Genomic DNA, 26,215 nt, shown 5'->3' on the forward strand with positions numbered 1-26,215 from the left:
AAGACCGCCTCCTGCAATTTCCGCCTCCATGGCGGAAGTTTTCAAGCTACCGACGACTAGATCGGCGGGCGCACAACCGGAAACGGTTGAGCGTCCAAAAGCTGATCGATCTTAAAGCGGTAGGGCGTCTTATGTGCGTTCTCCTGAACGCATGATGCTCTAAGCGCCTTCGACTTCCGCCTGGGACGGTCCGCAGAACAGACTGTCGCGTTCCAGGACGTTGTCGCGATTGTCTTCAACGAACTTCATGATGTTGCCAAACGTGCATTTCGGCCCGAAGCCGGACCAGGGCTCGAAGCCCGGCGTGTTGAGGACGCTCTCCGGGTCGAGTTTCAGGAGCCGGATCAGCACGCCGGCAACAAGGGTGCCGCCGACGCCTGTCAGACGGCCCTTGCCGCGTTCTTCCGCTTCCTGAAGGCAATAGAACCACAGGGGCGTCTTGGTGATGTGGCGGTCCTTGAGAATTTTCGGTGCGGCAAGTTCCGGAATGTCCCACAACCTTGCAAGCTGCTGACCGGAAGCGATCCTGAGGGAGGTGCGGTCCCTCAGGATGTTGCGCAGACCGAGCTTGCGTGCCTGACTTGCCGTGATCGTAAACCCGTCCCAATCCTCTTCGCCGCTCACCACATTCGGCGGCAGCTCGAAGAGGGTTGCAGCCATCTTCGTTCCGACGGGCAGCGCTTTCTGCGCCCTGGTTCCGGCAACGTCGAAGAACTGCGCCATTTCCATGTCCCACTCCGGCCCGCGAGGCGAGAACCCGACCATCTTGAAGAGATCGACCGGATCTTCTGCCTTGCGCAGGCGGTAGGCGGGCTGAACCGTGGCATGGCCGAAACGATAGCCGGCGACGGAAAATTCAGCCGGCATGACGGGCGCGTTCCGGCGGAACGGGTCGTGATGGAGGACTTTCCCGATCACCTCCGGATCGACAAATGCCGGCAGGAACTCGTTCAGGACAATCCACTGGTAGTGCAAGCGGATGAAGCGCCGGACCTGCTCGAAACCCATCAGCTTCGGCGGAATGACATTCGTCCACACTTCGTGCCGAACGCCCATCTGCGAACAATCCGAGATATGAGCTGCTTCATCTTCCCCTTTTAAATATAGGGACATCAGGATGTTGTGCAGCATGATGAATGCGCCCTGCACCTGGCTGACGACGATATTCTCGTCGTTGCGCGGATCGCCGATCAGCGCCCGGCCATGGGAATTTCGCGGCAAATCGTAGGGGCTGCCCTCGCGGCCCATCAGCATGAAACCGTCCGTTTCCTCGTGCGAGGAATATAGATGCGGGGAAGCATCCGGTCCGTCGCCATAGACACAGTCGAGGTCCAGGCTCGGAGTGCGCACGTTGCGGATGTTGCGCGGATCGATCTTCGTGCCGATCGTGCTTTGCGCATCAAGCGTGATGTCGTGATCGATGAACTGACCGAGGAACGTCATGCCGGCATCGGCCTTGCTGTCTGTGGTCTCTGCCACGCGCATTGAATCGACCAGGGCCTCGAAAGCGTCGACAATCTGCTTCTTCGACAGGTTCCCGGTGACCTCGTTCGCCCCTTCGGCCCGCAGGTAGCCGAAAATCTGCGGCAGGACCATGCCTTCATTGCGGGTGTTGAGGGCTTTGTCTTCAAGACACTCTTTTACAAGCCGGTCGTATTTCGACAGGCCGTGCGCCAATTTGCTCATTCCAATTATCCTTATAATACAAACACTACTGAAAATTCCCTTGCGTTAGATATCAATAAAAATTCTTCAAGGGAGAGGATATGATAATATAAATTCGTCAAGATAACAAATTTAATTGAAATACACCTTTATATTAAACCAAAGGTTGATAATACATATCTCAAACTCGGCAAAATTTGCTCAAAAATTTGGCATTTGTTCTTATAATTCTCAAATTTTACAGTATTCGATCACTTCACCGTTATCAAAAACAAAAGTCCGCCAGGCTCGTCGCATGTTTTTCCGGAAAAACAATCGAAGATTGTTTCATCGCTCGCCGGAAGATCGCCCTCCCACTGCGCTCACTCCCCTACATCCGGACTGCAGCGCAAAAACCGGCCGAGGCAAGACGAAACACGAGCCTGCGCTTGCACAACCTCAGGGCCAAACAGAAAAGGCGGCCCACCGGCCACTGCAGACCGCACCGGCAGCTTGAAGGCCGAGACGCCCGGGACCAGGGCAGCAATGCCGTTGCTGAGAGCGACGCAGGCAAGCACTGTCATCATGAGATGAATGCCGCGCACCAGCCGCAAGCCGCCGGGGTCGGTGCGGTGCAGACGGGTCAGGGCATCGGAAGCGACTTGAAGCATGGGTTTAGGGTGAAATTCCTGTATTAACTGATTGAAATACAAAGACTATGCAGAAAGTTCGCCCCTTGATCGAATTGTCTTTTCAGTCACCACTCGCACCCACCTCATCCTGAGGAAGCGCGATAGCGCTGTCTCGAAGGATGGGCTGCGAACTCCGGAGCAAGCGGCCCATCCTTCGAGACAGGCCTTGCGGCCTTCCTCAGGATGAGGGGTTTACGTTGATCCGGTCAAACAAAAAGGCGGTCCCGAAGGACCGCCTTTCGCGGTTTTGCACTATCGCTGACGGATCAGCGTGTCAGCGGCTTGTACTTGATGCGGCGCGGGTCGGCGGCGTGGGCGCCGAGGCGGCGGACCTTGTCCTTTTCGTAGTCTTCGAAGTTGCCGGCGAACCATTCCACATGGCTGTCGCCTTCGAAGGCGAGCATGTGCGTGGCCATGCGGTCGAGGAACATACGATCGTGGCTGATGATAACGGCGCAGCCGGCGTAGTTTTCCAGCGCGTCTTCCAGGGCTGCCAGCGTCTCGGTGTCGAGGTCGTTGGTCGGCTCATCGAGCAGCAGGACGTTGGCGCCCTGCTTCAGCACCTTGGCAAGGTGCACGCGGTTGCGCTGACCGCCGGAGAGATCGCCGACCTTGGCCTGCTGGGCCGCACCCTTGAAGTTGAAGGACGAGCAATAGGCGCGGGAGTTGATTTCCTTGCCGTCGAGATAGATCACCTCGGCGCCGCCGGAAATCTCTTCCCAGACCGTGTTGGTCGGGTTGAGAGCATCCCGCGACTGGTCGACATAGCCCAGATGCACGCTGTCACCGATGGTGATGGAGCCGCTGTCCGGCTTCTCCTGCCCGGTGATCATCTTGAACAGCGTGGATTTACCCGCACCGTTCGGACCGATGACGCCGACAATGCCGCCGCGCGGCAGTTTGAAGGTCAGGTTGTCGATCAGGAGCCGGTCCTCGAAACCCTTCGAAACACCTTCCAGATCGATGACGTTGGCGCCGAGACGCTCGCCGACCGGAATGAGGATCTGCTCGATGGAGGGCATGCGCTCTTCCTGAGCGGAAACCAGGTCCTGATAGGCGTTGATACGTGCCTTGGACTTGGTCTGGCGGCCCTTCGGGCTCATGCCCATCCACTCGCGCTCGCGGGCAATGGCCTTGGAGCGGGCCATGTTCTCGCGGCCTTCCTGCTCCATGCGCTTGGTCTTCTTTTCCAGATAGACCGAGTAGTTGCCCTCATAGGGAATGCCATGGCCGCGGTCGAGCTCGAGAATCCAGCCCGTGACGTTGTCGAGGAAGTAGCGGTCGTGGGTGATGATCAGGACCGAACCCTTGAACTCGCGCAAGTGACGTTCCAGCCAGTGGACGGTTTCCGCGTCCAGATGGTTGGTCGGTTCGTCAAGCAGTAGCAGGTCCGGCTCGGACAGCAGCAGCTTGCAGAGCGCGACGCGGCGGCGCTCACCGCCGGAGAGATTGTCGACGGCGGCATCGGACGGCGGGCAGCGCAGGGCTTCCATCGCCATTTCCACCTGGCTTTCCAGGTTCCACAGGTCCTGGGCGTCGATCTCGTCCTGGAGCGCGGCGGCTTCGTCGGCCGTCTCGTCCGAGTAGTCCATCATCAGCTCGTTGTAGCGGTCGATCTTCGCCTGCTTGTGGGCGACACCTTCCATGACGTTTTCCATCACGGTCTTGGTGTTGTCGAGCTGCGGTTCCTGCGCCAGGTAGCCGACCTTGGCGCCTTCGGCCGCCCAGGCCTCGCCGGTATATTCCTTGTCGATACCGGCCATGATCTTCAGAAGCGTCGACTTACCGGCACCGTTCGGGCCCAGGATACCGATCTTGGCGTCCGGGTAGAACGAGAGGTGGATGTTGTCGAGGACCTTCTTGTCGTTATAGGCCTTGGACAGGCCATGCATGTGATAGATGAACTGGCGCGCCATGGGGCTCCGCTTCTCCGCTTCAAAACACTGGTGGGATTCTGAGGAATTCTGCGGCGTCTTTTAGGGGAATTGGCGCCCGGGGGCAATGGGGGGATTTGCCCTCGCGCCGACCTTAACAATTCATGCGACCAGCTAGAGGCTCTCAGCCTCTCGCATGACTGCCATCTTGCATAATCGTTGACGTCTGGAACTTTGCACCCTGATGGGTCGGCAACCCGCCGAGCCAAGTGGGGAAATTCCTGTTTCCGCATTCACTGCTTCGATTGACTGTCAGCCCGCTCCGCGCCTCAAAGGAAAGTGCGGCCCTGAAGAACAGGAGTGAGAGTTGAAACACTCGAACCCTCCCTACCGTCATTCCGGACAAGTGCAGCACCGCTGCACGCCGATCCGGAATCCAGCGCGTCAGCGTGAGCGAAGCGAACCCAGTTCAAAAGAATAGGACGCACTTATTGCGCGCCATTCCTCTGGGTTCCAGATCGGCGCTCGGCTGCGCCTCACTTGTCCGGTATGACGGTGAGGGTGTGCTTTATCTTTCAATACGGTAAGGCCGTTTTCAGCAAAGGTTAGGGCACCGTACCAACTCCCGCCAAGAGGCCCTTTCCTCCCCTGCGCCGACCTCTTAAGCTCCGCTCTCCACGCCACTCCTTCCCAGCGGACCGACCATGACCTCCATCGATATCCTGATGCCCCGCCCGATGCTGCCGATCGTTCAGGAACAGCTGGACGCGGCCTTTAACGTCCACCGGATTTATGAGGCGGAGGATCCGGAGAAAATGCTGGCAGAGGTCGGCGGGAAAATACGGGGCGTTGCCATGGCTTTCGGGGCGGTCGATGCGGATCTCCTTGCTAAGATCCCGAATGCGGAAATCGTCTCCAGCTTCGGTGTCGGCTACGACAACATCAACGTTGCGGACTGTCTGGCGGCAAAGGTGATGGTGACGCATACGCCCGATGTGCTGACCGAAGAGGTTGCCGATACGGCGCTTGGGCTGATGCTGATGGCGGTGCGCGAATTCGGCCAGGCCGAACAATGGCTGCGCCAGGGCAACTGGGAAGGCAAAGGCCCCTACCCGTTGACCGGCGCGACCCTGCAGGGCCGCACGCTCGGGATTTACGGGCTGGGGCGCATCGGCAAGGCGATCGCGACGCGGGCCGAGGCCTTCGGCATGGAGATCCATTATTACGGCCGCAGCCGCCAGGCGGATGTCGCCTATCCCTATCACGCCACGCTGGTTGAACTGGCAGCGGCCTGCGACACGCTGATGATCGTCGCCCCCGGCGGCGCGGAGACCTTTCATTCGGTCAACGCCGAGGTGCTGCAGGCGATGGGGCCCGACGGCATCGTCATCAATATCGGCCGTGGTACGGTGATTGACGAGCAAGCCCTGATCAAAGCCCTGGAGAACGGCACCATCTATGGCGCCGGGCTGGATGTCTTCGAGAACGAACCGAAAGTACCGGAGCGGCTGCTGGCACTGCCGCGGGTGACCGTTCTGCCTCATGTCGGCTCTGCCTCGCAGGCCACCCGCAATGCCATGGGTCAGCTTGTGGTCGACAATCTGAAAAGCTGGTTTCAGACCGGAAAGGCGATCACGCCGGTGCCGGAGATGCGCTGAGCCCGGGTCCCAGCGCACAGTCCAGACGAAAATCTTCAAAAAAATTCGCACCCGCAGGGATCCATTCCGGTTCTGCGGCGTTACTGCCTTGACCCCGGGAGCCCAACCTGGGTCCGGGCGGGCCCGCCCCGCGTCCAATCGCCTGTCATGCCCCCTGACGACAGGAGACCAAGGTGCCGCTGCCGACGTAACCTCCGGCAGCGCACAGGAGGTTCCGGATACCAGCCCCTCCGGACCTCCACCCGGAAACGCCTCTGCCCCCCGCAGAGGCGTTTTCCGTTTAATCGATCACCGCCCCGATCAGCACCTGCAGCCTATGGCCAGCTCAATCGACACCGATTGTTAAGCATGCCGATGGATTTGGACCTGGAAACCTGCATCCAAACCGGTCCCTCGCGCGTATTCCTCACAGGCGCGGAAAAACACGACCACACCAACCGCGTTCTGGATGTCGCAGCGGATTGCAGGTGGATCGACTAAGACAATTGCTAAAGGCGCCTACTCCACACCTGCCTTCCGCCCGGCATTGCTCACACGTGCCGGCTTGAACGCCGTGACCGAGGAATATCCCGGACATGAGCTGCAAAAGCGAGCATCCGTGGTCACCAACAGGCCGCCGCCGATGTTTATTCCGGCAGCGGCCGGGGCTGATCCCATCCACTCAGCCCTCAAGGAGACGCTCCTGCCCTGACAGGCAGGGGCGTCTTCTAACAAGGAGCGGTTTTACTCCTTGTGGGCTTCCTCGTTGGTGGGGCACCGAAATGGCGTGAACGTGCTGCCCATGTTCGCGCTCACCGTCATCATGGTCAGGATGTCGGCAAAGGCGAGTTCGGCTGGCGTCGCCGGGCAGACGGCCTTGTCCGCGAAACAGCCGCCGTCGATGAAGGCCTCGTGTTCGGCGAGAAAGCGCGCGCCAAGCTTGGCTCGATCGATATTTTCAAAAGCAACCTCGACCAATTCGCGGTAATAGGCACACCTTCTGACGCGCCGCTCCTCCCATGTCTCCTCCGCCGTCGCGAACGAGGTGAAAGTGCTTTGCGCCAGAAGCAGAATAAACAGGCTGAAACTTGTTCTGATACCGGTCACAGTCGCCTCCAGGGATCGCGCTGCCAGGCAGGCTGCTGAAGATGGAAATCCGCATAGATGCGATCCGGGCAGCACCATCGAACTGCCCGGCTTGCAATGTCGATCAGTCCACGAGGCTCTCTGCCAGAGCCCTGCTGATCCCGGCGATGGCCGCATTGCGGTCGTCGAAGGAGGCTTGCGTCTCGGTGATATAGACTGCGATCACCGCCGGTGCCCGGCCTTCAGGCCAGATGACGCCGATATTGTTGCGGGACCCATGGCCACCTGCCCCGGTCTTGTCGGCGACGGGCCAGGTTTCCGGCACGCCTGCCCGCAGCGTGGCATTGCCGACTTCATTGCCGAGAAGCCAGCCCGTCAGTTGCTGCTTGGCCGCATCGTCTAGCGCGTTGCCAAGGACCAGCTTGTTGAGGGTTGCCGCGGCAGCAGCCGGGGTCGTGGTATCGCGGGCATCGCCCGGCCGGCCCTCGTTGAGTGCTGTCTCCTTGCGGTCAAGCCGGGTTACCGTGTCGCCGATGCCGCGCAGGTAGGCCGTCAAACCCTTGGGTCCGCCGATGGCATCCAGAACAAGGTTGGCTGCCGTGTTGTCGCTGAGGCCGATCGCTGCCTGGCAAAGCTCCGGATACGTCATGCCGCCTGCACCGACCTTCTTTTCCGTGACCGGGGAATAGGTCACGAGATCCGTCTTGCGGATTTCGACGCGGTGCGTCAGGTCGACCTCACCCTCTTCCGCCTTCTGAAGCAGCGCGGCGCAGAGGAACGCCTTGAAGGTGCTGTTCAGCGGAAACCGCTCGTTGCCCCGATGAGTCCAGGTCTTGCCGGTTTCCGTATCGAGAACGGCAACACCGATCCGGGCGGAAAGACGGGTTTCAGCCTCGGAAACCGTGCTTTCAAGGGGTGCAGGATCAAAGCCGGCAGCTTGCGCATAGCCGGTGGGAAGGGCTGCCGCCAGTGTCAGGGCAAGCGCAAGGGTGGCCGCGTGGCGGCGTGTCCAGAGGTTCATCTCATTCTCCAGATTGGGGACAATCACAAAGCCTGAACCGGACCGGCGGTTGCCCCCGCACCATCGGTCTTCGAGGCGGGCAAACCATGACGCCGCCCCAGATATAACGCAAATGACGATTACTGAGGTTAGCCATGAACAAAACTTGGCCTCGGAAATGACCAGATGGACGTCTCCAAACTTCCACTCAATGCGTTGAGAGCTTTTGAAGCTTCCGCCCGGCTTTCAAGTTTCACCCGGGCCGGGCTGGAGCTTCGCGTCTCCCAGACCGCCATCAGCCATCAGGTCAAGGCGCTGGAAGACGTGTTGCAGGTGTCCCTCTTCGAGCGCCTGCCGCGTGGTGTTGCCCTGACCGACGAAGGCCTGGCTCTGCTGCCGGTCCTGAGCGATGCCTTCCGCCGGATGAGTGATGCGCTCAGCCGGTTCGAGGACGGAAATTTCCGTGAAGTCCTGACCATTGGCGTCGTCGGCACCTTTGCGACCGGCTGGCTGCTGCCGCGCCTCTCCGGGTTCTCGGCGCGTCACCCGCAGATCGACCTGCGCCTCAAGACCAACAACAACCGCGCCGACATGCTGGCGGACGGTCTCGATTTCTTCCTGCGTTTCGGCGACGGCGCCTGGCATGCGACCAACGCGGAAAAGTTGCTGGACGCACCCCTGTCACCGGTCTGCGCACCGGGTGCCTCCTCCAGACTGAAAACACCTGCGGACCTACTTCAGGAACCGCTGCTACGTTCCTACCGGACGGACGAATGGACGATGTGGTTCCAGGCCGCCGGCCTGCCGCCACCGCGGGCCCGCGGTTGGATGTTCGACAGCTCGCTGGCCATGGTCGACGCGGTTGCCCAAGGCGCCGGTGTGGCGCTCGTGCCCGTTGCCATGTTTTCGCGCGCCTTGAATACCGGCGACATCGTGCGGCCCTTTGAGGCCAGTGTTCATACTGGCAGCTACTGGCTGACCTGGCTGAAGTCCCGCGAAGAAACGAGCCCGATGGTGAAGTTTCGAAAATGGATCGCGTCAGTTGTCCGTAAGGAGGCAAATTAGGGCTTGCGCCCTGTCACCATCTCGCGTTTGCCCGCGAAACCGTCGGTCTTCTCGATGTCGAAGCCGGCCGCCTGCAGGTTCCGGCGCACCCATCCGGCAGCTGTGTAGGTCGCGAGCGTTCCACCGCTCGCTGTCAGCTTCTCTGCCGATTGCAGCAGACCCGCATCCCAGAGCTCGGGATTGCGCGCAGGACTGAAGCCGTCGAGATACCAGGCATCGATGGGCGCAATCGATTGGCCCGATCCCGCCTGACCGGTCTTTTCCGGGTTCAATTCACCGATCATTTCACGCGCATCGCCGATGGCGAGCAGAAGCGTGGCACCGGCAATCTCCAGCCGGTTCCAGCCCGGCTGCGGCGCCCATGCATCGATCAGCGCCTGTGAAAACGTCCGAAGTTCCGGAAATGCATTGAGGGCACGCGAGAGCTGGTCCCGGGTCATCGGGAAGAGCTCGAAGGAAAGAAATGACAGTGGCGGCCGGTTCGTCTGCCCCGACCAGGCTGCGAGTGTTGTCAGGAAATTGAGGCCTGTGCCGAAGCCGAATTCGGCGATGGTGAACCGCTCACGACCTTCGAAACGGCCGGGCAGGCCGTTGCCCGCCAGAAAGACATGCCGCGTTTCGGCGAGGCCTCCAGCTTTGGAAAAATAGGTATCGTTGAAACCTTCGGCCCGGGGAATATCCCCATCCAGCCATTCCAGGTCGGGCGCCTTGGTGGACATATTCTCAGGCCTGTTCCCGTCGGTGTCGGTTGCCGGCAAAGCGTTTTCCGCCTTTGCCAATCTGATCGCGATCTCATATGAGAGCTGCCAAGATCAATCAATCCCAAAGGACAAACCGCTTATGCCGACTTCCGATGCCGGGACTTCCGACGTTGTCATCGCAGGCGCCGGTATCTTCGGCCTTGCGGTCGCCTACTCGGCGATCAAGGCGGGATTGAGTGTAACGGTTCTGGAAAAATCCTATGTCGGTGCCGGCTCCAGCGGCGGCGTGCTCGGCGCGCTGATGCCGCATATGCCGGCGCGCTGGAACCCAAAGAAGGAATTCCAGTTTCGGGCGCTGCTTTCGCTGGAAAGCCGCATCCGGCAGCTTGAAGCCGAGACCGGCCGTTCCTGCCATTACCACCGCTGCGGTCGCATCCTGCCGCTGACCACCACGGACAAGCTGGACCATCACCTGGAGCGCGCCGAGGAAAGCCGTTTGCGCTGGCGCCCGGAGGAAACCGGATTTTCCTATGTGGTGGAGCCGGCCGGCAGCCGGTCGGACTGGCTGGCGGCAGACGCCGCCCCCTTCGGGATTGTCTACGAGACCCTTGCCGCCCGTGTGTCCCCCCGTGCGTATCTCGCCGCGCTTGCCGCCTACGTGCGAGCGAACGGCCAGCTTGTCGAGGGAGCCGAAGTGATCGGGTATGAGGACAAGACCGGCAGGGTCCTCCTGGCGGGCAATGCTCCGGCGATACAAGGCCGCAACCTTGTCGTCTCGGGCGGCTTTGCGGCCTTCGACCTGATCGAAACACTGACCGGACAGCACATCGGCCGCGGCGAAAAAGGTCAGGCATTGCTTCTGGAAGGCAAAGGCCTTGAAGACAGACCTGCCATCTATTGCGACGGGCTTTATGTGGTGCCCCACGGCGACGGCACGGTGGCCGTCGGCAGCACGTCCGACCGGGACTTTCAGGACGATGCCCCCTCGCCTGCCCGCTCAAGCGAGCTGCTGCAGCGGGCCACGGCCTTTTGCCCGCAATTGAAAGGGCGCGCGGTCCTGTCCGACTGGGCGGGCATCCGCCCACGCTGCCACAAACGCGATCCGCTGGCAGGACGCCTGCCGGGCTACCACACTGCCTTTGCGGCAACCGGCGGCTTCAAGATTTCCTTCGGGATCGCCCATCTGATCGCCGACGCGCTGGTCGCCGAGCTGACCGGACTGCCGGCAAGCCATCCCCTGCCCGCAACCTTTCGGCCAGAACACCATTTCGAAACGGTCTGATCCGGCAGACTGGAGGCACGGATCCGCAATGGCGGCAAAACTGCCCCTGCTATCTGGATTTTCGAGAGAAATTGGTCCGGAGAAGCCGGCACAAAGACGCTGGCCGGTCATTCATCCATGAATGACCAGAATATCGGCGTCTCTTAAAGCGCGGCCACCACCGCGTAGAGACCATAGACGCTGAGCGAAATCGTCCCCCAAAAGAGGAGGTTTTTCGCCACCATAAATGGCATGTTCACTGTCCCACCCCGGTCCGCCGACAGGTCAGCTCGCTTGCTCCGCTCCACCCCAGAGGAACAAACTTCAGACGCTGATGCTGCGACTCTCGCCATTGCGGCAATCCTTGAACGACAAATCCGCGGTCATCCGGAATTAGAATTCCTTAACCGCACACACTACCGTTTAAGGAGCAAATGGTTAAAACCCCTTTAAGATTACAATGAATGCTTTGTTAATTTACAGCAGGATGAAATTACTGATATGCACAAATTTAGAGCCGTCCCGGCGGGTACTGCAATTTTTTCGCGTCTATCCTCCCCGAAAGCCTGAAGGATTCCCTCACCGATGAGCCTTGAAAGCGTCCGCGACCACCTTGCCAGCGCCGCCCCCGACCTGGAGGTTCTTGTCACCGAAGACAGCAGCGCGACGGTTGACCTTGCCGCCAGCGCCCATGGCGTTGCTCCCGGCCAGATCGCCAAGACGCTCTCCATCCAGTTGAAGGACAGGATCATCCTGCTTGTCGCCCGGGGCGACGCGCGGCTGGACAACAAGAAGGCCAAGGCAACCTTCGGCGGCAAGGTGAAGATGCTGGGTCTTGACGAGGTGGAAGAACTGACCGGACACCCGGTCGGCGGCGTCTGCCCGTTTGGCCTCGCCCAGCCGCTGCCGGTTTATTGCGATGTATCGCTGAAGGATTTCGACATCGTCATTCCCGCGGCCGGTGCGACCAATGCCGCCGTCAGGATTTCTCCGGACCGCATGGCCGAGATCACGGCAGCCGAGTGGGTCGATGTCTGTCAGCCGCCGCAAACCGGCGGCTGAGGCAACCAGGCGGTCGGATCCGGCTCAAACGCCGTAATAGGACCGGTACCACTCCACGAACCTGGCCACGCCGTCCTGAACAGTGGTCTTCGGCCGGTAACCGGTCAGGCTCTGCAACAGGTCGGCGTTCGCCCAGGTGGCCGGCACATCGCCGGCCTGGATCGGCATCAGGTTGCGCTCGGCGGTCTTTCCGGTCGCAGCTTCTATCGCCTCGATGAACTCGGTCAGCTGCACGCAGGTGGAGTTGCCGATATTGACCACCCGCCAGGGGGCGACGGGCGACAGGCTGTCGCCCTCGGGAACCGCTTCACCTTCTGCGGGGCGCACCGGCACGGCATCCATCAGGAGCCGGATACCCTCGACCAGATCCTCCACATAGGTGAAATCACGCCGCATGTCGCCGTAGTTATAGACGTCGATCGGCTTGCCTTCGAGGATCGCCTTGGTGAACTTGAAGAGTGCCATGTCCGGCCTGCCCCAGGGGCCATAGACCGTGAAGAAACGGAACATGGTCACGGGCAGGTGATAGAGATGGGCATAGGAATGCGCCATTGCCTCCGTCGCCTTCTTGGTCGCGGCATAGAACGACATCTGATGGTCGGCCTTGTCCGTTTCCGAATAGGGCATATGCGTGTTGGCGCCGTAGGCGGATGAGGTGGAAGCGAGCAGCATGTGTTCCGGTGGAAAAGCCCTCGCCGCTTCCAGCAGCTCGAATGTGCCTGCGATATTGCTTTCCAGATACGACCGCGGCGCCTCGATCGAGTAGCGCACGCCTGCCTGGGCGGCGAGATGGATGACGAAATCGGGCTTTTCGGAACGGAACAGCGACATCAGCAGGTCCGGCGCCTCGACCCGGTCGTTGACAGGACTGAAATGCTCGTTCTGCATCAGCATCTGCTGCCGGCGCTCCTTCAGGCGGACATCGTAATAATCCGTCATGGCATCGAGCCCCACGACGCGGAAGCCGTCCTTGAGCAGGCGCGTGCACAGGTAATAGCCGATAAATCCGGCTGAGCCGGTCACCAAAACGGTCTTCATGTCGATGCCCAAAGCCTTTCGTTCGAAAAATCTGAAATGAAACAGGCCGAATGCGCTCGTATTAAAAGGGTTCGCGGATGCGAGCAATCGTAAAGTCCGGCTTTGGCCGGCTGGACGATGCATGGTTCCGTTTCGAGGAATCACGTATCAAGAACGCGTTCCTCGGAAACGGCGTAAAGGACAGGTTTCACCATGACCGTGTTGATCACGGGCGGCGCCGGTTATATCGGCAGTCACACCGTTCTGAATTTTCTGGACGCGGGCGAAACCCCGGTCATTGTCGATAACCTGACGACCGGGTTCGATTGGCTGGTCCCTGAAGGGGTGCCGCTGCATGTCGCCGATATTGGTGACAAGAATTCCATCTCGGCCCTCATGCGGCAGTACGGCATTGAGACCGTGATTCATTTCGCCGGATCGATCATCGTGCCGGAATCCGTCGAGAACCCGCTGAAATACTATCGCAACAACACGGCCAACACCCAGGTGCTTCTGGAAGCCTGTGTCGAAAACGGTGTGAAGCATTTTCTGTTTTCCTCAACGGCTGCGGTTTATGGCGACCCGGAACTGATCCCGGTGCCCGAGGACGCGGCGCTGGCGCCATTGTCGCCCTACGGCACCTCGAAGCTCATGACGGAATTCATGCTCCGGGACGTGGCGGCTGCGCATGACCTGACCTATACGGCGCTGCGGTATTTCAACGTGGCCGGCGCCGATCCGCGCGGGCGGTCCGGACAGGCCACCGCGAATGCGACGCATCTCATAAAGGTTGCCTGCGAAACGGCACTCGGCAAACGCGACAGCATGTCCGTCTTCGGCCGCGACTACGACACGCCGGACGGGACCGCCATCCGGGACTATATTCACGTGAGCGACCTTGCCACCGCCCACCGGCTTGCGGTCGAACGCCTGCGGCGCGGAGGGGAAAGCGCCGTCATGAATTGCGGCTATGGCCGCGGCTTCTCGGTTCTGGACGTCATACGTGCCGTCAAAAAGGTTTCCGGCGTCGATTTCGATGTCGTGGATGCACCGCGGCGCGCCGGCGACTCGCCCAAGGTTGTGGCCGACAGCGGCCGCGCGCGGTCGGAACTCGATTGGCGGCCCGAGAACGACGATCTGGAGCAGATCGTCCGCAACGCGCTTTCCTGGGAAGACAGCCTAAGCCGCCGCAACCGGATCTGACCTAAAACCGGTTATCTCAAAACAAAACCCTCCACGATCGTCCGACCGCAGAGGGTTTTCTCAATTGGGTAGTCTGGCGCGGCCGCGACCGAAGGGGAGCGGCCGAGCCGAATGATCAGATGCCCTCGCCGTCGGACGCGAAGCTGTTGAGGAAGCCGCGCTCGCGCAGATAGGCGACGATTTCCTCGGCGACGTCTTCCGGGTCCCGCCCGACATTGCGCACGTGGATTTCCGGATTTTCCGGGGCCTCATAGGGGCTGTCGATACCGGTGAAGTTCTTGATCTCACCCCGGTCCGCCTTGGCGTAAAGTCCTTTCGGGTCACGCTTGCGGCATTCTTCGATGGGCGTATCGACAAACACCTCGATGAATTCACCTTCCCCCATCAGGTCGCGCGCCAGTTGACGCTCGGATCTGAATGGCGAGATGAACGACACCAGCGTGATCATGCCTGCATCGACAAAGAGCTTGGCGACCTCGCCCACCCGTCGGATGTTCTCCACCCGGTCGGCATCGGTGAATCCGAGATCCTTGTTGAGGCCGTGGCGGACGTTGTCGCCGTCGAGCGTATAGGTGTGACGGCCGTCGATATGGAGTTTCTTCTCCACGATGGAAGCAATGGTCGACTTGCCCGAGCCGGAGAGCCCGGTGAACCAGAGCACCGCCGGTTTCTGGCCGAGTTTTTCCGACCGGGCCTTCTTGTCGACGTCGAGCGCCTGCCAGTGAATGTTGCTCGCCCGGCGCAGCGCAAACCAGATCATGCCGGCGCCGACCGTCGCGTTCGACATGCGGTCGATGAGAATGAAGGACCCGGTGGTGTGGTTGGCCTCATAGGGGTCGAACGGAACCGAAGACGACAAGGCGAAATTGCAGAAGGCAATCTCGTTCAGCGTCAGCGTCTTGCCGGCAACGTGTTCGAAGGTGTTGACGTTGATCTTGTGTTTGATCTCTGACACCGTCGCAGTAACGGTGCGCGTACCGATCTTCAGAAGATACGGACGGCCCGGCAGCAGCGGCTCGTCGGACATCCAGATGACATGGGCCGCGAACTGGTCGGCAACGTCCGGACGGTGGGCGGTGGAGGACAACAGATCGCCGCGGGATATGTCGATCTCGTCTTCCAGCGTCAGCGTGACCGCCTCGCCCGCACGGGCCTCGCGCACTTCGCCGCCGGCGCCGACGATGGTCTTCACCTTCGAGATCTTGGCGGGACCTGCAACGACCAGTTCGTCACCAACAGCGACACGGCCGCTGGCAATGGTGCCCGAATAGCCTCGGAAATCGAGGTTCGGCCGGTTGACCCACTGAACCGGGAAGCGGAACGGTGCCTCCAGAACATGTTCGCCGACCTGGACGGTCTCCAGATGCTCCAGCAGTGTCGGACCGGCATACCAGGCCATCTTGTCGCTGCGGATGGTGACGTTGTCGCCGAAGCGGGCGGACATGGGGATCGCCTGCAGGGTCTCGAAGTCGAAACCGTTGGCAAAGGTCTCGAAGTCCTTGCGGATTTCCTCGAAGCGTTCCTGCGAGAAATTCACGAGGTCGATCTTGTTGATCGCCAGCACCACATGCCGGATGCCCAGGAGAGATGCGATGAAGGCATGGCGGCGCGTCTGCACCATCAGGCCATTGCGGGCATCGACGAGCAGCACGGCGAGATCGGCGGTGGAAGCGCCGGTCGCCATGTTTCGGGTGTACTGCTCGTGGCCAGGCGTGTCGGCGACGATGAACTTCCGCTTTTCGGTGGCGAAGAACCGGTAGGCGACGTCGATGGTGATGCCCTGCTCGCGCTCCGCCTCAAGGCCGTCGACCAGCAGCGCCAGGTCGATCTCTTCGCCGACCGTGCCGTGCTTCTTGGAATCGCGTTCGAGCGCAGCCAGCTGATCCTCGAAGATCAACTTGGTGTCGTAGAGCAGGCGGCCGATAAGCGTCGACTTGCCGTCATCGACGGAGCCGCAGGTGAGGAACCGCAGCTGGTCCTTGGTTTCCTGGGCAAGGATGTAGTCGGTGACCGCCGTTTCAGTCGCTTCCTGGATGTTGATGTCGGTCATCTTAGAAATATCCTTCGCGCTTCTTCTTTTCCATCGACGCGCTTTCGTCCTTGTCGATCAGGCGGCCCTGGCGTTCGGAGGTGCGGGCAATCAGCATTTCGCGGACGATCGCCGGCAGGGTGTCGGCATCCGATTCAATGGCGCCGGTCAGCGGGTAACAGCCGAGCGTACGGAATCGGACGGTCTTTTCCTCAATCACTTCACCCGGTTGCAGCTTCATGCGGTCGTCGTCGACCATGATCAGCATGCCGTCGCGGTTCACGACCGGGCGCTTGGCGGCAAAATAGAGCGGCACCATCGGGATATTCTCCGTCAGGATGTACTGCCAGATGTCGAGCTCGGTCCAGTTGGAGAGCGGAAACGCCCGGATGCTCTCGCCCTTGGCAACGCGAGCGTTGTAGAGGTTCCAGAGTTCCGGCCGCTGGTTCTTCGGATCCCAGCCGTGATTGGAATTGCGGAAGGAGAAGACACGCTCCTTGGCACGGGACTTTTCCTCGTCCCGGCGTGCGCCGCCGAAAGCCGCATCGAAGCCGTATTTGTTGAGGGCCTGCTTCAGCGCCTCGGTCTTCATGACGTGGGTGTGCACGGACGAGCCGTGGTCGAACGGATTGATGTTCTTCTCCAGCCCTTCCGGGTTGGTATAGACGAGCAAATCCAGACCCAGACGTTTCGCTGTTTCATCCCGGAAGGAAATCATGTCCCGGAACTTCCAGGTCGTATCGACGTGAAGAAGCGGGAACGGCGGCTTGGAGGGATAAAACGCCTTCATCGCAAGATGCAGCATGACGCCGCTGTCCTTGCCGATGGAATAAAGCATCACCGGATTGGAGAATTCCGCCGCGACTTCGCGGATGATGTGGATGCTTTCCGCTTCCAGACGTTTCAGGTTGCTGAGACGCTCGGGTGTGATCCCGTGAGATTGCATATTCATGTTCGCTTTTCCGTTAGGCCGGCGGTCCGGCCGTCTCGTTGGGTCAGCAGGCCGGAGCCCGCCTGATCAGGCGGCAGGCGCCAGGTCCGGCAAGAGGGATTTGCAGCTGACGGCCAGGAAGTGGGGATTGCGCAGGTCGTCCTTGCGGGCGTTTTCCGGCACACGGTAGGTGAAATCTTCACCGCTTGCGGCAAATACCACCGCGCCGCCTGCGGCTCGCACGACGGCATCGCCGGCGGCAATGTCCCATTGCATGGTCGGTGCCAGCCGCGGGTAAAGATCCGCCCGGCCTTCGGCCACCCAGCACAGTTTCAGGGACGAGCCGACCGAAAGCTGTTCGGCCACCTTCAGGCGGTCGATCAAAGCGGCCGTTTCGGCCGACATGTGGGAACGGCTGGCAAGCACGCTGAGGCCGGCTTCCGGCGGAGTTCGGACATTGATCGGTGCGACATCGGTTATCGAGCCACCCTCGATGCGGCCCTTGAACGCTGCCGGCCGATCGCCCTCTTGCGATTGCAACAGACCGCCCCAGAAGATTTCGCCGAGCGCGGGCGCCGAGACGACGCCATAGACCGGGCGCCCATCCTCGATAAGAGCGATATTGACCGTGAACTCGCCGTTCTTCTTCAGGAATTCCTTTGTGCCGTCGAGCGGATCCACCAGAAAGTAGCGGCTGCCGGTCGCGGGCAGTTCACCGGCTTCGACGGCCTCCTCGGCCACTACCGGTACGTCCGGAAAGCGGTCGGCAAGGCCTGCAAGAATGATCTTTTCGGCTGCAGCATCCGCCTTGGTGACAGGAGAGCCGTCGTCCTTGCTCTGAACCTCGAATGGCTCGGCATAGATTTTCAGAATTTCCTCACTCGCGCGTATCGCGAGCCGGTTCAGAAAGGATGCCTGGTCTTCCGTCATCAATGCCTCAATCTTGCAGGGCTTGAAACCCCGTCTGTCCGGTCGTTTGGATTGCCCGTAGATAAAGAAGGAGCCTATATCAATTCAAGGAATGGTGTTCCACGAATACCGGCGAAATGAAAACGCTCAGGTTTCTCTTGCCTCCGCATAAGAGCTTTTGTTGCGTTCAATGAAAAAACATTTGGCGAATTGATTAAGTCAACTTCGGATTCACCGATTGGCAAGGCCTTTGCGACTAAACTCGCACCAGATCGTGGGCTGTCCGCCTACGAGACAAGAAATGCGAGAGCCCCATGTCGGACGCAAAACCCCACCCGCATCACGTAGCGGATGAAAGCGCCAGCGACCAGATGCCGCGCGAGCGGCGGGCGCGTGTGTTCAAGAAAGGCAAGATGGTTTTTCAGCACGGGCTGAGATCCATCCCCTGCATCGTGCGCAACATTTCTGACGGCGGTGCCATGCTTGAATTCGAGCAGGCCTATATGCTGCCGCGGGAATTCGACCTGCATATCGATCTGGAAAACTACGAAGTCACCTGTGAGAGACGTTGGGAAGAAGGACTGCGCTGCGGTGTCCAGTTCATCAGCGAAAAACGCCCGGCCGCCGCGATGCGTGCCCAGGTGCTGAGAACGTCCGAGGAAGCCTTGAAAAACGAGGTGGACGAACGCACCGACAGCCCGGACAATTTCTTCCAGCGCCGTCACTTCAATGACGGCGAAGAAGACCGGCGCGCGTCGGGACGGCGTGTCAGGACCGTAGACAGTGCCGGCAGGCCGACTTTCGGCAAACGGCGCTGACCACCAAACCGTCGCGGTTCGCACAGAACAAAAGGCTCCCCAGGGCGACCGGGGAGCCTTTTGTTATTCGGTAATAGTCACCTGAAACGGTCAGGCCGCGAGTGTTTCCCGCTCCACGAGCCGACGGACGGACGGACGTTCGCTGCAGCGCTGCACCCAATTGCGGATCGCCGCATTGTCCGGCAGGAAGTCCGGGAACCACTGAAACGGGCTGGCACACAGAAGATCGGCAGCCGAATAGGTATCGCCAAGAAGGTAGGGCTGTTTTTCCAGCGTGTCAGCCAGCCGGACTATCATCGCGTCAAAGTCGCGAAGACTTGCCTCCAGGGCAGGATGGGTCAGGCCCGCCCAGTGCAATATCATCACCGGCTCCATGACTCCCTGATAATAAAACAGCCAGGAAAGATAGGCCCCGCGTCCCGGCTGCCCCTCGATCGGACCGAGCCCGGCTTCCGGATATTTGTCGGTGAGGTAGAGAATGATCGCGCCACGTTCGCGGATGGTCTCGTCGCCATCGACCAGAAATGGAACTTTCTTTTCCGGATGCGGATTTGCGGCATCTGGACCGCCCGAACCATCCTGACGAGGGATCGATACCTCGCGGATTTCGATATCGGCGCCAAGGTCTTCGACCAGGGCAACAATTGCGGACGAGCGGCTGCGAGGGGAATGATAGAGCGTTGGCATGAAAAGCACCTTTCTGTTGCGATGACAAAGGTATAGCCTCCCCCTGCTGACAATTTGCGGCAGGAGAAAATGGCCCGTACCGATAGACTGATGCGCCTGATGGACACGCTCCGGCGCCTGCCGCAGCCGGTGACCGCCGCAAGACTTTCTGAGGAGACCGGTGTTTCCCAGCGCCAGCTCTACCGGGATATCGCGACCCTGCGCGCAGGTGGTGCCTTGATCGACGGGGCGGCCGGGGTCGGCTACACGCTGACGGAAGATCCCGCGCTGCCGCCACAGAGCTTTTCCAGACTGGAAATCGAAGCCCTGATGCTGGCCATGAGCAGCCTCGACCAGATCGGCGACGACATCCTGATCGAGGCCGGCCGCAACGCCATGGCGCGGATCATCGCAACCCTGCCGGACAAGCAGTCCCGCCATGCCATGCACACGATCCTGCGCACCTGGCGGCAAGCCGACAGCCGCCCGCCGGTCACCGTGGACCTGAACCTTCTGCGCGAAGCCTGCTGGGAGGAATTCAGCCTGGCAATCACTTATCGCGACCTGCAGGACCGGGTGACCTCGAGGGAAATCTGGCCGATGGGCCTCTCCTACAGCGCCGACACGCTACTGCTGCTCGCCCGCTGCTGCCTGCGACAGGACTTCCGCCTTTTTCATGTCAGCCGGATCGAGACACTTGAGCGGGGCAGCGAAAGTTTCCGGCCAAAACGGGTCAGCTTGATCAGGGAGTATGTCCGGCAGAGGTGGCCGGAAGCGGCAACGCGCGGTGAGTAGTCGGGCCGGTTTTCCCGGCCCTCACCCGCGCCCGTCCAGAAACGCCTGCGCCGCTTCCCGGGTCTCGTAGATATGCGCCGGGCCCTTCAGCGTGTCGCCGAGCTTCAGGCGCAGGAAGGCGGAGCCGGAGTAGCGGGTGACGGTGCCATAGTAGTGCGCCTCGAGGTCGGCAACCATGTCGCCATAGGTGTTGGCGACATCGTCGTCGAGGTGGAAGCCGTCATAGTTGACGATCACATCCACCCGGTGCCCCAACGGTCCGCAGACACGCTGGACTTCGGCACGAACCTGCTCGACTTCGTCCGCCGTGCGGATGCGCATCTTCTCGAAGTTGATGAAGAGGCGCCGTCGTTCGCCGTCGAGGGCAATGCGATCCGGCAGGTCCAGATGCAGAAGTTCGCGGCGCAGTTCCATGGGCGCATCCCGGAAAAGGCGGGCATCCATTTCGCTCACCTCGCCGATGATCGGGCGAAAATCCATCTGCGCCAGGATGTCCTTCTCCAGATCGATGCCCGGGGCGATCTCCGTCAGGGTGAGACCGTCGGTCCCAAGCCGGAAGACGCAGCGCTCCGTCACGTAGAGCACCGGCTGGCCGAGACGGGCAGCCCTTTTGCCCGAGAAGGTAATCTGTTCGACATCGGCCAGGAACTTGCGCGACGTGCCCTCCTGACGGATCTCCATTCGCCCGCCTTCCAGATGAATATGCAGGCCCTTGGCGGTGAAGGTTCCGGCAAAAACCAGGGCCTTGGCGTTCTGACTGATATTGATGAAGCCGCCGGCGCCGGCAAGCCGCGGGCCGAAACGCGAAACGTTGACATGGCCCTGCGCATCGGCCTGGGCGAGGCCGAGGCAGGCCATGTCGAGCCCGCCGCCGTCATAGAAATCGAACTGGGAGTTCTGCGGGATGACCGCGTCGACATCGACCGCCGCACCGAAATCGAGACCTGACGCGGGCTGGCCGCCGACGATGCCTGGTTCGGCCGTCAGCGTCACGTGATCGAGCAAACCCTCCTCGGCCGCGACCGCGGCAACGCCTTCCGGCATGCCGATGCCGAGATTGATGACGCCGTTGACCGGCAACTCGAAGGCGCAACGCCGGGCGATGATCTTGCGGGGCCCGAGTACCATTGCCGGGATTTCGCCCTCCGGCGGGCGGATGCGGTTGGTGAAGGCGTGAGAAAAGGCTGTCTTGTAGGTCTGCATGTGGTTTTCGGCACTTGCCACCACGACGGCATCGACGAGAATGCCGGGGATCTGGACCTCCCGCGCGGGCAGACTGCGGCCGCGGGCAAGGCGTTCCACCTGGACGATGACCACGCCGCCGGCATTCTTCACCGCCATCGCCTGAGCGAGATTGTCGATCACCAGCGCCTCGCGCTCCATGGTGACATTACCGGCCTCGTCCGCCGTGGTGCCGCGCAGGAGCGCCACCGTCAGTTTCGGAACCGGATAATAAAGAACCTCCTCGCCGCCGATCTCCATCAGCTCAACCTGTCTTTCGGTCGAGATCGCGTTGACCGCCCCGCCGCCGTTGCGCGGATCGACGAAGGTTTCCAACCCGACCCTGGACAACATGCCAGGCTTTCCGGCAGCAGCATCACGATAGAGCTGGCTGATGCAGCCTTGCGGCAGGTTCCAGCCTTCGATCTTGCCCTCGACCGCCAGTGCGGCGACCTTGGGGATCAGCCCCCAGTGACCGCCAACAACGCGCTTCAGAAGCCCCTCATGGCCGAGCCGGTTGAGCCCCCTTTCCTTGCCGTCGCCCTGTCCGGCTGCAAAGACCAGCGACAAGCCCCGTGGAGATCCATTTGCCAGAAACCGCGCCTCGACCGCTGCCAACAGCTCATCCGGCACGCCGATGCCGACGAAGCCGGAGGTGGTGAGCGTATCGCCATCCTTGATGAGCGCGGCTGCATCCGCCGCCGACACAACCTTCCGCCGCATTCCATCCTCCCCGTTTTCACCAGTTTTGACCACACAGCAGGCCGGCGTCCAGTGGTCCGGCATCGGCAAAAGGATGATGCCCCCTCGGGCATGAGCGGCCAGGCCGCCGGGCGGGTGGTCGGCCCGAAAAACTACCTAGAATTGTATATATTCGCTCCATTAACCTATACTAGATTTCGCCGCATGGGCTTGAATTCGCTCCGGCCCAAGCCGGTATCCCACAGCGGCAATTTCACTCGTTTCCAGGGGGTACTTCGATGCATATCCGCTTCGCTTCCACAGTCGCAGCCGCGCTTCTTGCCTCAGGGGCAGGCGCATTGGCGCAGGATTGTCCCGTGCCCGGCCGCCAGCCGGCAACAAAGGCCCTGATCGCTCTCGTCGAAGGCGACCCGTCGGTGCAGGAACAGCTCACCAGGTCGATCGCCCTCGGTCAGGCCATCAATTCCGATCCGAAGACCAATCCGGTGGCAAACCTCGATGACTATTACGACTTCGTCGACGCGCTGGTCACCTACCCGCCGCAGAACATCAACACCGGCACCTTCGACGGCGCGATCCGAGTGAGCATGGACGGCAAGAACTACTGCAACTGGAACATTCTCGACCTCCTCTCCTACAGCTATTTTCTGGTGGACCGGCAACTGACGACCGATCCGCGCGGCCAGATCCAGTTCGAGAACGATGCGTTTTCCGAATGGATGCGCGAGATCGCAGTCGAATGGGGCAAATACCTGGAGACCCCGGCCTCTGCTGTGCATGTGCCCGACTTCACCAGCGATCCGAATTTCGGCAACTGGTACTGCCCCCCGGAAGGCGGTTACCAGACCTTCCAGGACTTTTTCGTGCGCGAATTGTGCCCTGCCCAATTCCCGACCGGTTCGCGCCCGGTGGAAGGATATGGCGACCCGGCGACCGTCGTCTCCATCGGTGACAGCAACTCGGCCGGATGGTGGCCGATCAGCACCAACGGCAAACTTGTGACCACCTACGACGGTGTTGCCCAGTCGGGCGAAGTGATCAAGGGACAGCTTTACAGCGACGTTTTCGAGTTCATCTCGGGCAAGGACGGGGAAAAGGTGATCGAGACATTCGGTTCGCTCGACCCGGAACTCTTCAAAGGCGGCACCTGGACGCACCAGTTCCTGAACGTCAACAATTACCACCGGCTGCATGTGCCCGTTGCCGGCAAGATCGTCTATTTCAAGCACTTGCAGGCGGGCGTCCGGATGAAATCCGGCTGGGCTGTCGCGCGCCAGCAAGGCGAAGTCAGTCACTACGATCCGCAGGACACTGCCGACTGGCAGTTTGGCCAGACCCGCATGGTGGTCGGCATCGAGACCGAGGACTACGGCACGGTGGTGATCTCGCCGATGGGGATGGCCCAGGTCTCCTCCATCGTCAAACGGGACTGGGTCACGGAGAACGCCATGGCCGACAAGGGCTGGGAATTCGCCAATTTCGCCTTTGGCGGCTCGGACTTCGTGGTGATCTTCGAGCCCAAGGCCGAATTTGTGCTGACTGTTGACAAGGCGCCTGAAGAAGCACCGGGCGCCGGCGTCAACTATATGCCGTCGGTCCAAGGCCAGAAATACGGCTGTTTCGGCGGTGTGACATCCTGCAGCGCGACGCCGGAAACGCCTCCGGCACCGCCCTCAGGGAACTGATACAGCGCGGCGGCGGCTCATCCGGGCCGCTGCCACCCGGCCAGGTCGGGCGGCGGCTTTCCCATCGAAGGCGTAGTGCAGCCGGACACAGCCGCGGTCCAGGGGTTTGGCACTCAACAGCCTCGGACTTGCCCTCAATCCGGTTGGCGGGAAAAGGGGAACCCCACCGCCGATCAGGTCCGGCATCAGGTAGACCTCGATCTCGTCCAGCGCGGCGCGTTCCAGAAACGCCATCTGCAGCCTGCCGCCTCCCAGCATCCAGACATCGCCATCACCAAGGCTGCGCAACTCCGCGATCAGCCCGTCGATGTCCCGGCGTGTTTCGAGTGCCCCCTTCGGCTTGTCGATCGGTCTCGAGGTTACGACGATCACCCGCTGCCTGCCGTATGGCCAGGGATCCGGGCTTGCTGCCACGAAGTCATAAGTGGCACGCCCCATGACAACGGTCCCGATACGATCCAGAAAACGGCTGTAGTCATGCTCGCCGAGATCTATGCTGTCATATTTGAACAGCCAATCCAGATCATCCCCCTCACCGGCGATGAACCCGTCCAGGCTCGCGGCGATATAGCCGAGAATTCTTGCCATCGAAAACCTCTTCGTTGATTTATAAACGAATATATGTTTATTAATGGATCATGGCAAGACCGAAGCGCATTTCCGATGAAACCGTTCTCGACAAGCTCCTGGAAACGCTTGCGGAAACCGGACCTGACAATCTGACCTTCCAGCGCGCGTCCGCAGCAGCCGGCCTCTCGGCTGCGACCCTGGTACAGCGATTTGGCAACCGCGAGGCAATGGTTGAGGCCGTCCTTCTTTTCGCCTGGGACAGGCTCGACGCCCTCTCCCGGACAGCGGATGCCGAGATGCCCCTTGATCCCGACGGAGCGATTTCCCTGCTGATGCAACTGACACCAACGGACGAGGGCGAGCACGGATTTGCGAACGGCCTGCTGCTATTGCGCGAGGACATGCGCAATCCCGTCCTGCGCGCTCGTGGCGCCGCCTGGGGCGCTTTTCTGGCCAACGCCCTTGGCCGCCGCCTTGCGGAAGACGGTGACCGGGCCCACCGCCTTGGACGGCAGATGGCCAGCGTCTGGCAAGGCGCCCTGATCTGGTGGGGTTTCACACGGGAAGAGCCGTTTGGAGCGTTTGTCCGGAAGCAGCTTGAAGAGTGGTACGAGGCCATAGGGCCCAGCTGACCGAAGACAGTCGCCAAAGAACGGCGAAACGCCGATGAAGCGCTTTCCAAAAACAAAAGGGTGCCGGTTTGACCCAGCACCCCCCTGTTTGAAGCAGGATACTCGTTCCGGCAGCGCCCTGGCGGACAGACAGCCAAATCGATCCTTACTCCGGAGACCTTGCCGCTCCCGTCCAGGAGCTTCAGGCCCGTCTGCACGAAACCTTGCGGTTTCGAACGGACGCCGGTTAAACGGATAACCCGCCGTTACCGGTTTGCCGGAGCGCTGTCTGCGTCGCGCGGCCGCAAAAAGCGCATCCCACGTGGTCCCCCAAGACCCGTCAGGCAAGACCTTTCCGAAGAAAGACAAGCAGAACAGCTTGAGCGCGGGCTACTGAAACGCCAGTTTGGTGAGCCGCTTACCAAGGCGGAACCGATCTGGCTCAGTAGTTATTAAGATAATGCTTAGTTAATGACCTTACGTCTACTTTGAATTATTCTTTTCAACACCAACGTCACCCGACCTGTTGAAAACATGTGCATAGCTAAGCAAGGAAAAATTTTTAACTTATCCGGATCAGCATCTTAATCCGGCAGAAACGACAAAGATTGGAAAACCGGATTTTCAAAGGCTGCTGGTGATAACTTCGTCACCTCTTCCCGGGCGGAAGTTTGCGCGCGAATGAAAAGCCCCGACATCTCGGGAAACGGCTTTGCACGGCTCCAGCCGACCTCACACGGAAACGGCCGGAAGCTGGCTGCGGTTCGGCAGCCTTCCGAGTTGGAGTTCGAGGAATGAGCCGCGCAGTTACAATGTCAGTGTAGTAATCAGAGCCCACACAGAAGCGTTTCACGTCGCATTGCGCACAAGGTCCACGGAAATCAAGACGCCCTATAGCACATATGGGGGATGGGCTCTTCATGCGGGCGCTGTATCACTCAGGGGCTTTCAGTCCTGGAGAAACATCATGAAGTTCTCAAATAGTGTAATCGCCGCCACGTTCTCTGTTATCGCGCTCAGTCTTCCGAGCGCAAGT

At 60.6% G+C, this 26,215-nt stretch carries 22 protein-coding genes; 9 read left to right on the forward strand and 13 right to left on the reverse strand.

Annotated features, from left to right (window positions below):
* Nucleotides 1-159 precede the first annotated feature (159 nt).
* From ACX3M4_RS08550 to ettA, 3 genes are all read right to left on the reverse strand, one after another.
* Nucleotides 160-1,686: a peroxidase family protein gene (locus ACX3M4_RS08550; protein ID WP_459358162.1), complete on the reverse strand. Its 1,527-nt coding sequence runs from the start codon at nt 1,684-1,686 to the stop codon at nt 160-162.
* A 341-nt stretch (nt 1,687-2,027) separates the two neighbouring features.
* Nucleotides 2,028-2,315 (reverse strand): hypothetical protein, encoded by a 288-nt coding sequence (locus ACX3M4_RS08555; protein ID WP_459358163.1) that lies wholly within the window; start codon nt 2,313-2,315, stop codon nt 2,028-2,030.
* Nucleotides 2,316-2,602: 287 nt separating this feature from the next.
* Nucleotides 2,603-4,252 (reverse strand): energy-dependent translational throttle protein EttA, encoded by a 1,650-nt coding sequence (gene ettA, locus ACX3M4_RS08560; protein WP_459358164.1) that lies wholly within the window; start codon nt 4,250-4,252, stop codon nt 2,603-2,605.
* Between the two features lie 662 nt (nt 4,253-4,914).
* Between ettA and ACX3M4_RS08565 the strand changes: the two genes are divergently transcribed.
* On the forward strand, nt 4,915-5,868 hold the full coding sequence (locus ACX3M4_RS08565) for a 2-hydroxyacid dehydrogenase (RefSeq protein WP_459358165.1): 954 nt from the start codon (nt 4,915-4,917) through the stop codon (nt 5,866-5,868).
* Nucleotides 5,869-6,591: 723 nt separating this feature from the next.
* On the opposite strand, the gene ACX3M4_RS08570 is transcribed toward ACX3M4_RS08565, so the two are convergent.
* Entirely contained in the window at nt 6,592-6,954 is a 363-nt protein-coding gene (locus tag ACX3M4_RS08570; protein WP_459358166.1) for a hypothetical protein, read from the reverse strand.
* Nucleotides 6,955-7,057: 103 nt separating this feature from the next.
* Nucleotides 7,058-7,954 (reverse strand): class A beta-lactamase, encoded by an 897-nt coding sequence (bla, locus tag ACX3M4_RS08575; RefSeq protein ID WP_459358167.1) that lies wholly within the window; start codon nt 7,952-7,954, stop codon nt 7,058-7,060.
* A gap of 165 nt (nt 7,955-8,119) precedes the next feature.
* Here bla and ACX3M4_RS08580 point away from each other — a divergent pair, with 165 nt between their 5' ends.
* Nucleotides 8,120-8,998 (forward strand): LysR family transcriptional regulator, encoded by an 879-nt coding sequence (locus ACX3M4_RS08580; protein WP_459358168.1) that lies wholly within the window; start codon nt 8,120-8,122, stop codon nt 8,996-8,998.
* On the opposite strand, the gene mnmD is transcribed toward ACX3M4_RS08580, so the two are convergent.
* Complete coding sequence (mnmD, locus tag ACX3M4_RS08585) at nt 8,995-9,717, reverse strand: tRNA (5-methylaminomethyl-2-thiouridine)(34)-methyltransferase MnmD (RefSeq protein WP_459358169.1); 723 nt, start codon at nt 9,715-9,717, stop codon at nt 8,995-8,997. The genes ACX3M4_RS08580 and mnmD overlap by 4 nt on opposite strands.
* 121 nt (nt 9,718-9,838) lie before the next feature.
* Here mnmD and ACX3M4_RS08590 point away from each other — a divergent pair, with 121 nt between their 5' ends.
* Both ACX3M4_RS08590 and ACX3M4_RS08595 read left to right on the forward strand, forming a co-directional pair.
* Complete coding sequence (locus tag ACX3M4_RS08590) at nt 9,839-10,981, forward strand: NAD(P)/FAD-dependent oxidoreductase (protein ID WP_459358170.1); 1,143 nt, start codon at nt 9,839-9,841, stop codon at nt 10,979-10,981.
* Between the two features lie 564 nt (nt 10,982-11,545).
* Nucleotides 11,546-12,022, forward strand: coding sequence for a YbaK/EbsC family protein (locus ACX3M4_RS08595; RefSeq protein ID WP_459358171.1), 477 nt, complete (start codon nt 11,546-11,548; stop codon nt 12,020-12,022).
* Nucleotides 12,023-12,046: 24 nt separating this feature from the next.
* Here the strand turns inward: ACX3M4_RS08595 and ACX3M4_RS08600 are convergent, their stop codons facing one another.
* Nucleotides 12,047-13,060, reverse strand: a complete 1,014-nt coding sequence (locus ACX3M4_RS08600) for an NAD-dependent epimerase/dehydratase family protein (RefSeq protein ID WP_459358172.1) — start codon at nt 13,058-13,060, stop codon at nt 12,047-12,049.
* 192 nt (nt 13,061-13,252) lie between these two features.
* Between ACX3M4_RS08600 and galE the strand changes: the two genes are divergently transcribed.
* Nucleotides 13,253-14,242, forward strand: coding sequence for a UDP-glucose 4-epimerase GalE (gene galE, locus ACX3M4_RS08605; protein WP_459358173.1), 990 nt, complete (start codon nt 13,253-13,255; stop codon nt 14,240-14,242).
* A 115-nt stretch (nt 14,243-14,357) separates the two neighbouring features.
* Here the strand turns inward: galE and cysN are convergent, their stop codons facing one another.
* The 3 genes from cysN to cysQ form a co-directional block, all read right to left on the reverse strand.
* Entirely contained in the window at nt 14,358-16,292 is a 1,935-nt protein-coding gene (gene cysN / locus ACX3M4_RS08610; protein ID WP_459358174.1) for a sulfate adenylyltransferase subunit CysN, read from the reverse strand.
* A 1-nt stretch (nt 16,293) separates the two neighbouring features.
* Nucleotides 16,294-17,223 (reverse strand): sulfate adenylyltransferase subunit CysD, encoded by a 930-nt coding sequence (gene cysD, locus ACX3M4_RS08615; protein WP_459358175.1) that lies wholly within the window; start codon nt 17,221-17,223, stop codon nt 16,294-16,296.
* A 66-nt stretch (nt 17,224-17,289) separates the two neighbouring features.
* Complete coding sequence (gene cysQ / locus ACX3M4_RS08620) at nt 17,290-18,132, reverse strand: 3'(2'),5'-bisphosphate nucleotidase CysQ (RefSeq protein WP_459358176.1); 843 nt, start codon at nt 18,130-18,132, stop codon at nt 17,290-17,292.
* Between the two features lie 293 nt (nt 18,133-18,425).
* On the opposite strand from cysQ, the gene ACX3M4_RS08625 reads away from it, so the two are divergent.
* Nucleotides 18,426-18,929 carry a PilZ domain-containing protein gene (locus tag ACX3M4_RS08625; RefSeq protein ID WP_459358177.1) on the forward strand — a complete coding sequence of 168 codons (504 nt, stop codon included), beginning with the start codon at nt 18,426-18,428 and terminating at the stop codon, nt 18,927-18,929.
* Nucleotides 18,930-19,019: 90 nt separating this feature from the next.
* On the opposite strand, the gene ACX3M4_RS08630 is transcribed toward ACX3M4_RS08625, so the two are convergent.
* Nucleotides 19,020-19,616, reverse strand: coding sequence for a glutathione S-transferase family protein (locus ACX3M4_RS08630; RefSeq protein ID WP_459358178.1), 597 nt, complete (start codon nt 19,614-19,616; stop codon nt 19,020-19,022).
* A gap of 69 nt (nt 19,617-19,685) precedes the next feature.
* Between ACX3M4_RS08630 and ACX3M4_RS08635 the strand changes: the two genes are divergently transcribed.
* Nucleotides 19,686-20,390, forward strand: a complete 705-nt coding sequence (locus ACX3M4_RS08635; protein ID WP_459358179.1) for a helix-turn-helix transcriptional regulator — start codon at nt 19,686-19,688, stop codon at nt 20,388-20,390.
* A gap of 21 nt (nt 20,391-20,411) precedes the next feature.
* Here ACX3M4_RS08635 and ACX3M4_RS08640 read toward each other — a convergent pair whose 3' ends face one another.
* The gene (locus tag ACX3M4_RS08640; protein WP_459358180.1) at nt 20,412-22,334 is read right to left on the reverse strand and encodes an acyl CoA:acetate/3-ketoacid CoA transferase; all 1,923 of its coding nucleotides are present in this window, start codon (nt 22,332-22,334) and stop codon (nt 20,412-20,414) included.
* Between the two features lie 257 nt (nt 22,335-22,591).
* On the opposite strand from ACX3M4_RS08640, the gene ACX3M4_RS08645 reads away from it, so the two are divergent.
* A complete protein-coding gene (locus ACX3M4_RS08645; RefSeq protein WP_459358181.1) occupies nt 22,592-23,998 on the forward strand; it encodes a phosphatidylserine decarboxylase in 1,407 nt (468 codons plus the stop codon).
* On the opposite strand, the gene ACX3M4_RS08650 is transcribed toward ACX3M4_RS08645, so the two are convergent.
* Complete coding sequence (locus tag ACX3M4_RS08650; protein WP_459358182.1) at nt 23,987-24,586, reverse strand: dihydrofolate reductase family protein; 600 nt, start codon at nt 24,584-24,586, stop codon at nt 23,987-23,989. The two genes, ACX3M4_RS08645 and ACX3M4_RS08650, sit on opposite strands and share 12 nt — an antisense overlap.
* 50 nt (nt 24,587-24,636) lie before the next feature.
* Between ACX3M4_RS08650 and ACX3M4_RS08655 the strand changes: the two genes are divergently transcribed.
* Nucleotides 24,637-25,200: a TetR family transcriptional regulator gene (locus ACX3M4_RS08655; RefSeq protein ID WP_459358183.1), complete on the forward strand. Its 564-nt coding sequence runs from the start codon at nt 24,637-24,639 to the stop codon at nt 25,198-25,200.
* Nucleotides 25,201-26,215 lie beyond the last annotated feature (1,015 nt).

Source organism: Roseibium sp. M-1, from assembly GCF_054515675.1.

Coding starts and splice junctions, on each gene's coding strand:
- ACX3M4_RS08550 (WP_459358162.1), bottom strand. CDS start 1,686: ATGAGCAAATTGGCGCACGGCCTGTCGAAATACGACCGGCTTGTAAAA.
- ACX3M4_RS08555 (WP_459358163.1), bottom strand. CDS start 2,315: ATGCTTCAAGTCGCTTCCGATGCCCTGACCCGTCTGCACCGCACCGAC.
- ettA (WP_459358164.1), bottom strand. CDS start 4,252: ATGGCGCGCCAGTTCATCTATCACATGCATGGCCTGTCCAAGGCCTAT.
- ACX3M4_RS08565 (WP_459358165.1), top strand. CDS start 4,915: ATGACCTCCATCGATATCCTGATGCCCCGCCCGATGCTGCCGATCGTT.
- bla (WP_459358167.1), bottom strand. CDS start 7,954: ATGAACCTCTGGACACGCCGCCACGCGGCCACCCTTGCGCTTGCCCTG.
- ACX3M4_RS08580 (WP_459358168.1), top strand. CDS start 8,120: ATGGACGTCTCCAAACTTCCACTCAATGCGTTGAGAGCTTTTGAAGCT.
- mnmD (WP_459358169.1), bottom strand. CDS start 9,717: ATGTCCACCAAGGCGCCCGACCTGGAATGGCTGGATGGGGATATTCCC.
- ACX3M4_RS08590 (WP_459358170.1), top strand. CDS start 9,839: ATGCCGACTTCCGATGCCGGGACTTCCGACGTTGTCATCGCAGGCGCC.
- ACX3M4_RS08595 (WP_459358171.1), top strand. CDS start 11,546: ATGAGCCTTGAAAGCGTCCGCGACCACCTTGCCAGCGCCGCCCCCGAC.
- ACX3M4_RS08600 (WP_459358172.1), bottom strand. CDS start 13,060: ATGAAGACCGTTTTGGTGACCGGCTCAGCCGGATTTATCGGCTATTAC.
- galE (WP_459358173.1), top strand. CDS start 13,253: ATGACCGTGTTGATCACGGGCGGCGCCGGTTATATCGGCAGTCACACC.
- cysN (WP_459358174.1), bottom strand. CDS start 16,292: ATGACCGACATCAACATCCAGGAAGCGACTGAAACGGCGGTCACCGAC.
- cysD (WP_459358175.1), bottom strand. CDS start 17,223: ATGAATATGCAATCTCACGGGATCACACCCGAGCGTCTCAGCAACCTG.
- cysQ (WP_459358176.1), bottom strand. CDS start 18,132: ATGACGGAAGACCAGGCATCCTTTCTGAACCGGCTCGCGATACGCGCG.
- ACX3M4_RS08625 (WP_459358177.1), top strand. CDS start 18,426: ATGTCGGACGCAAAACCCCACCCGCATCACGTAGCGGATGAAAGCGCC.
- ACX3M4_RS08630 (WP_459358178.1), bottom strand. CDS start 19,616: ATGCCAACGCTCTATCATTCCCCTCGCAGCCGCTCGTCCGCAATTGTT.
- ACX3M4_RS08635 (WP_459358179.1), top strand. CDS start 19,686: ATGGCCCGTACCGATAGACTGATGCGCCTGATGGACACGCTCCGGCGC.
- ACX3M4_RS08640 (WP_459358180.1), bottom strand. CDS start 22,334: ATGCGGCGGAAGGTTGTGTCGGCGGCGGATGCAGCCGCGCTCATCAAG.
- ACX3M4_RS08645 (WP_459358181.1), top strand. CDS start 22,592: ATGCATATCCGCTTCGCTTCCACAGTCGCAGCCGCGCTTCTTGCCTCA.
- ACX3M4_RS08650 (WP_459358182.1), bottom strand. CDS start 24,586: ATGGCAAGAATTCTCGGCTATATCGCCGCGAGCCTGGACGGGTTCATC.
- ACX3M4_RS08655 (WP_459358183.1), top strand. CDS start 24,637: ATGGCAAGACCGAAGCGCATTTCCGATGAAACCGTTCTCGACAAGCTC.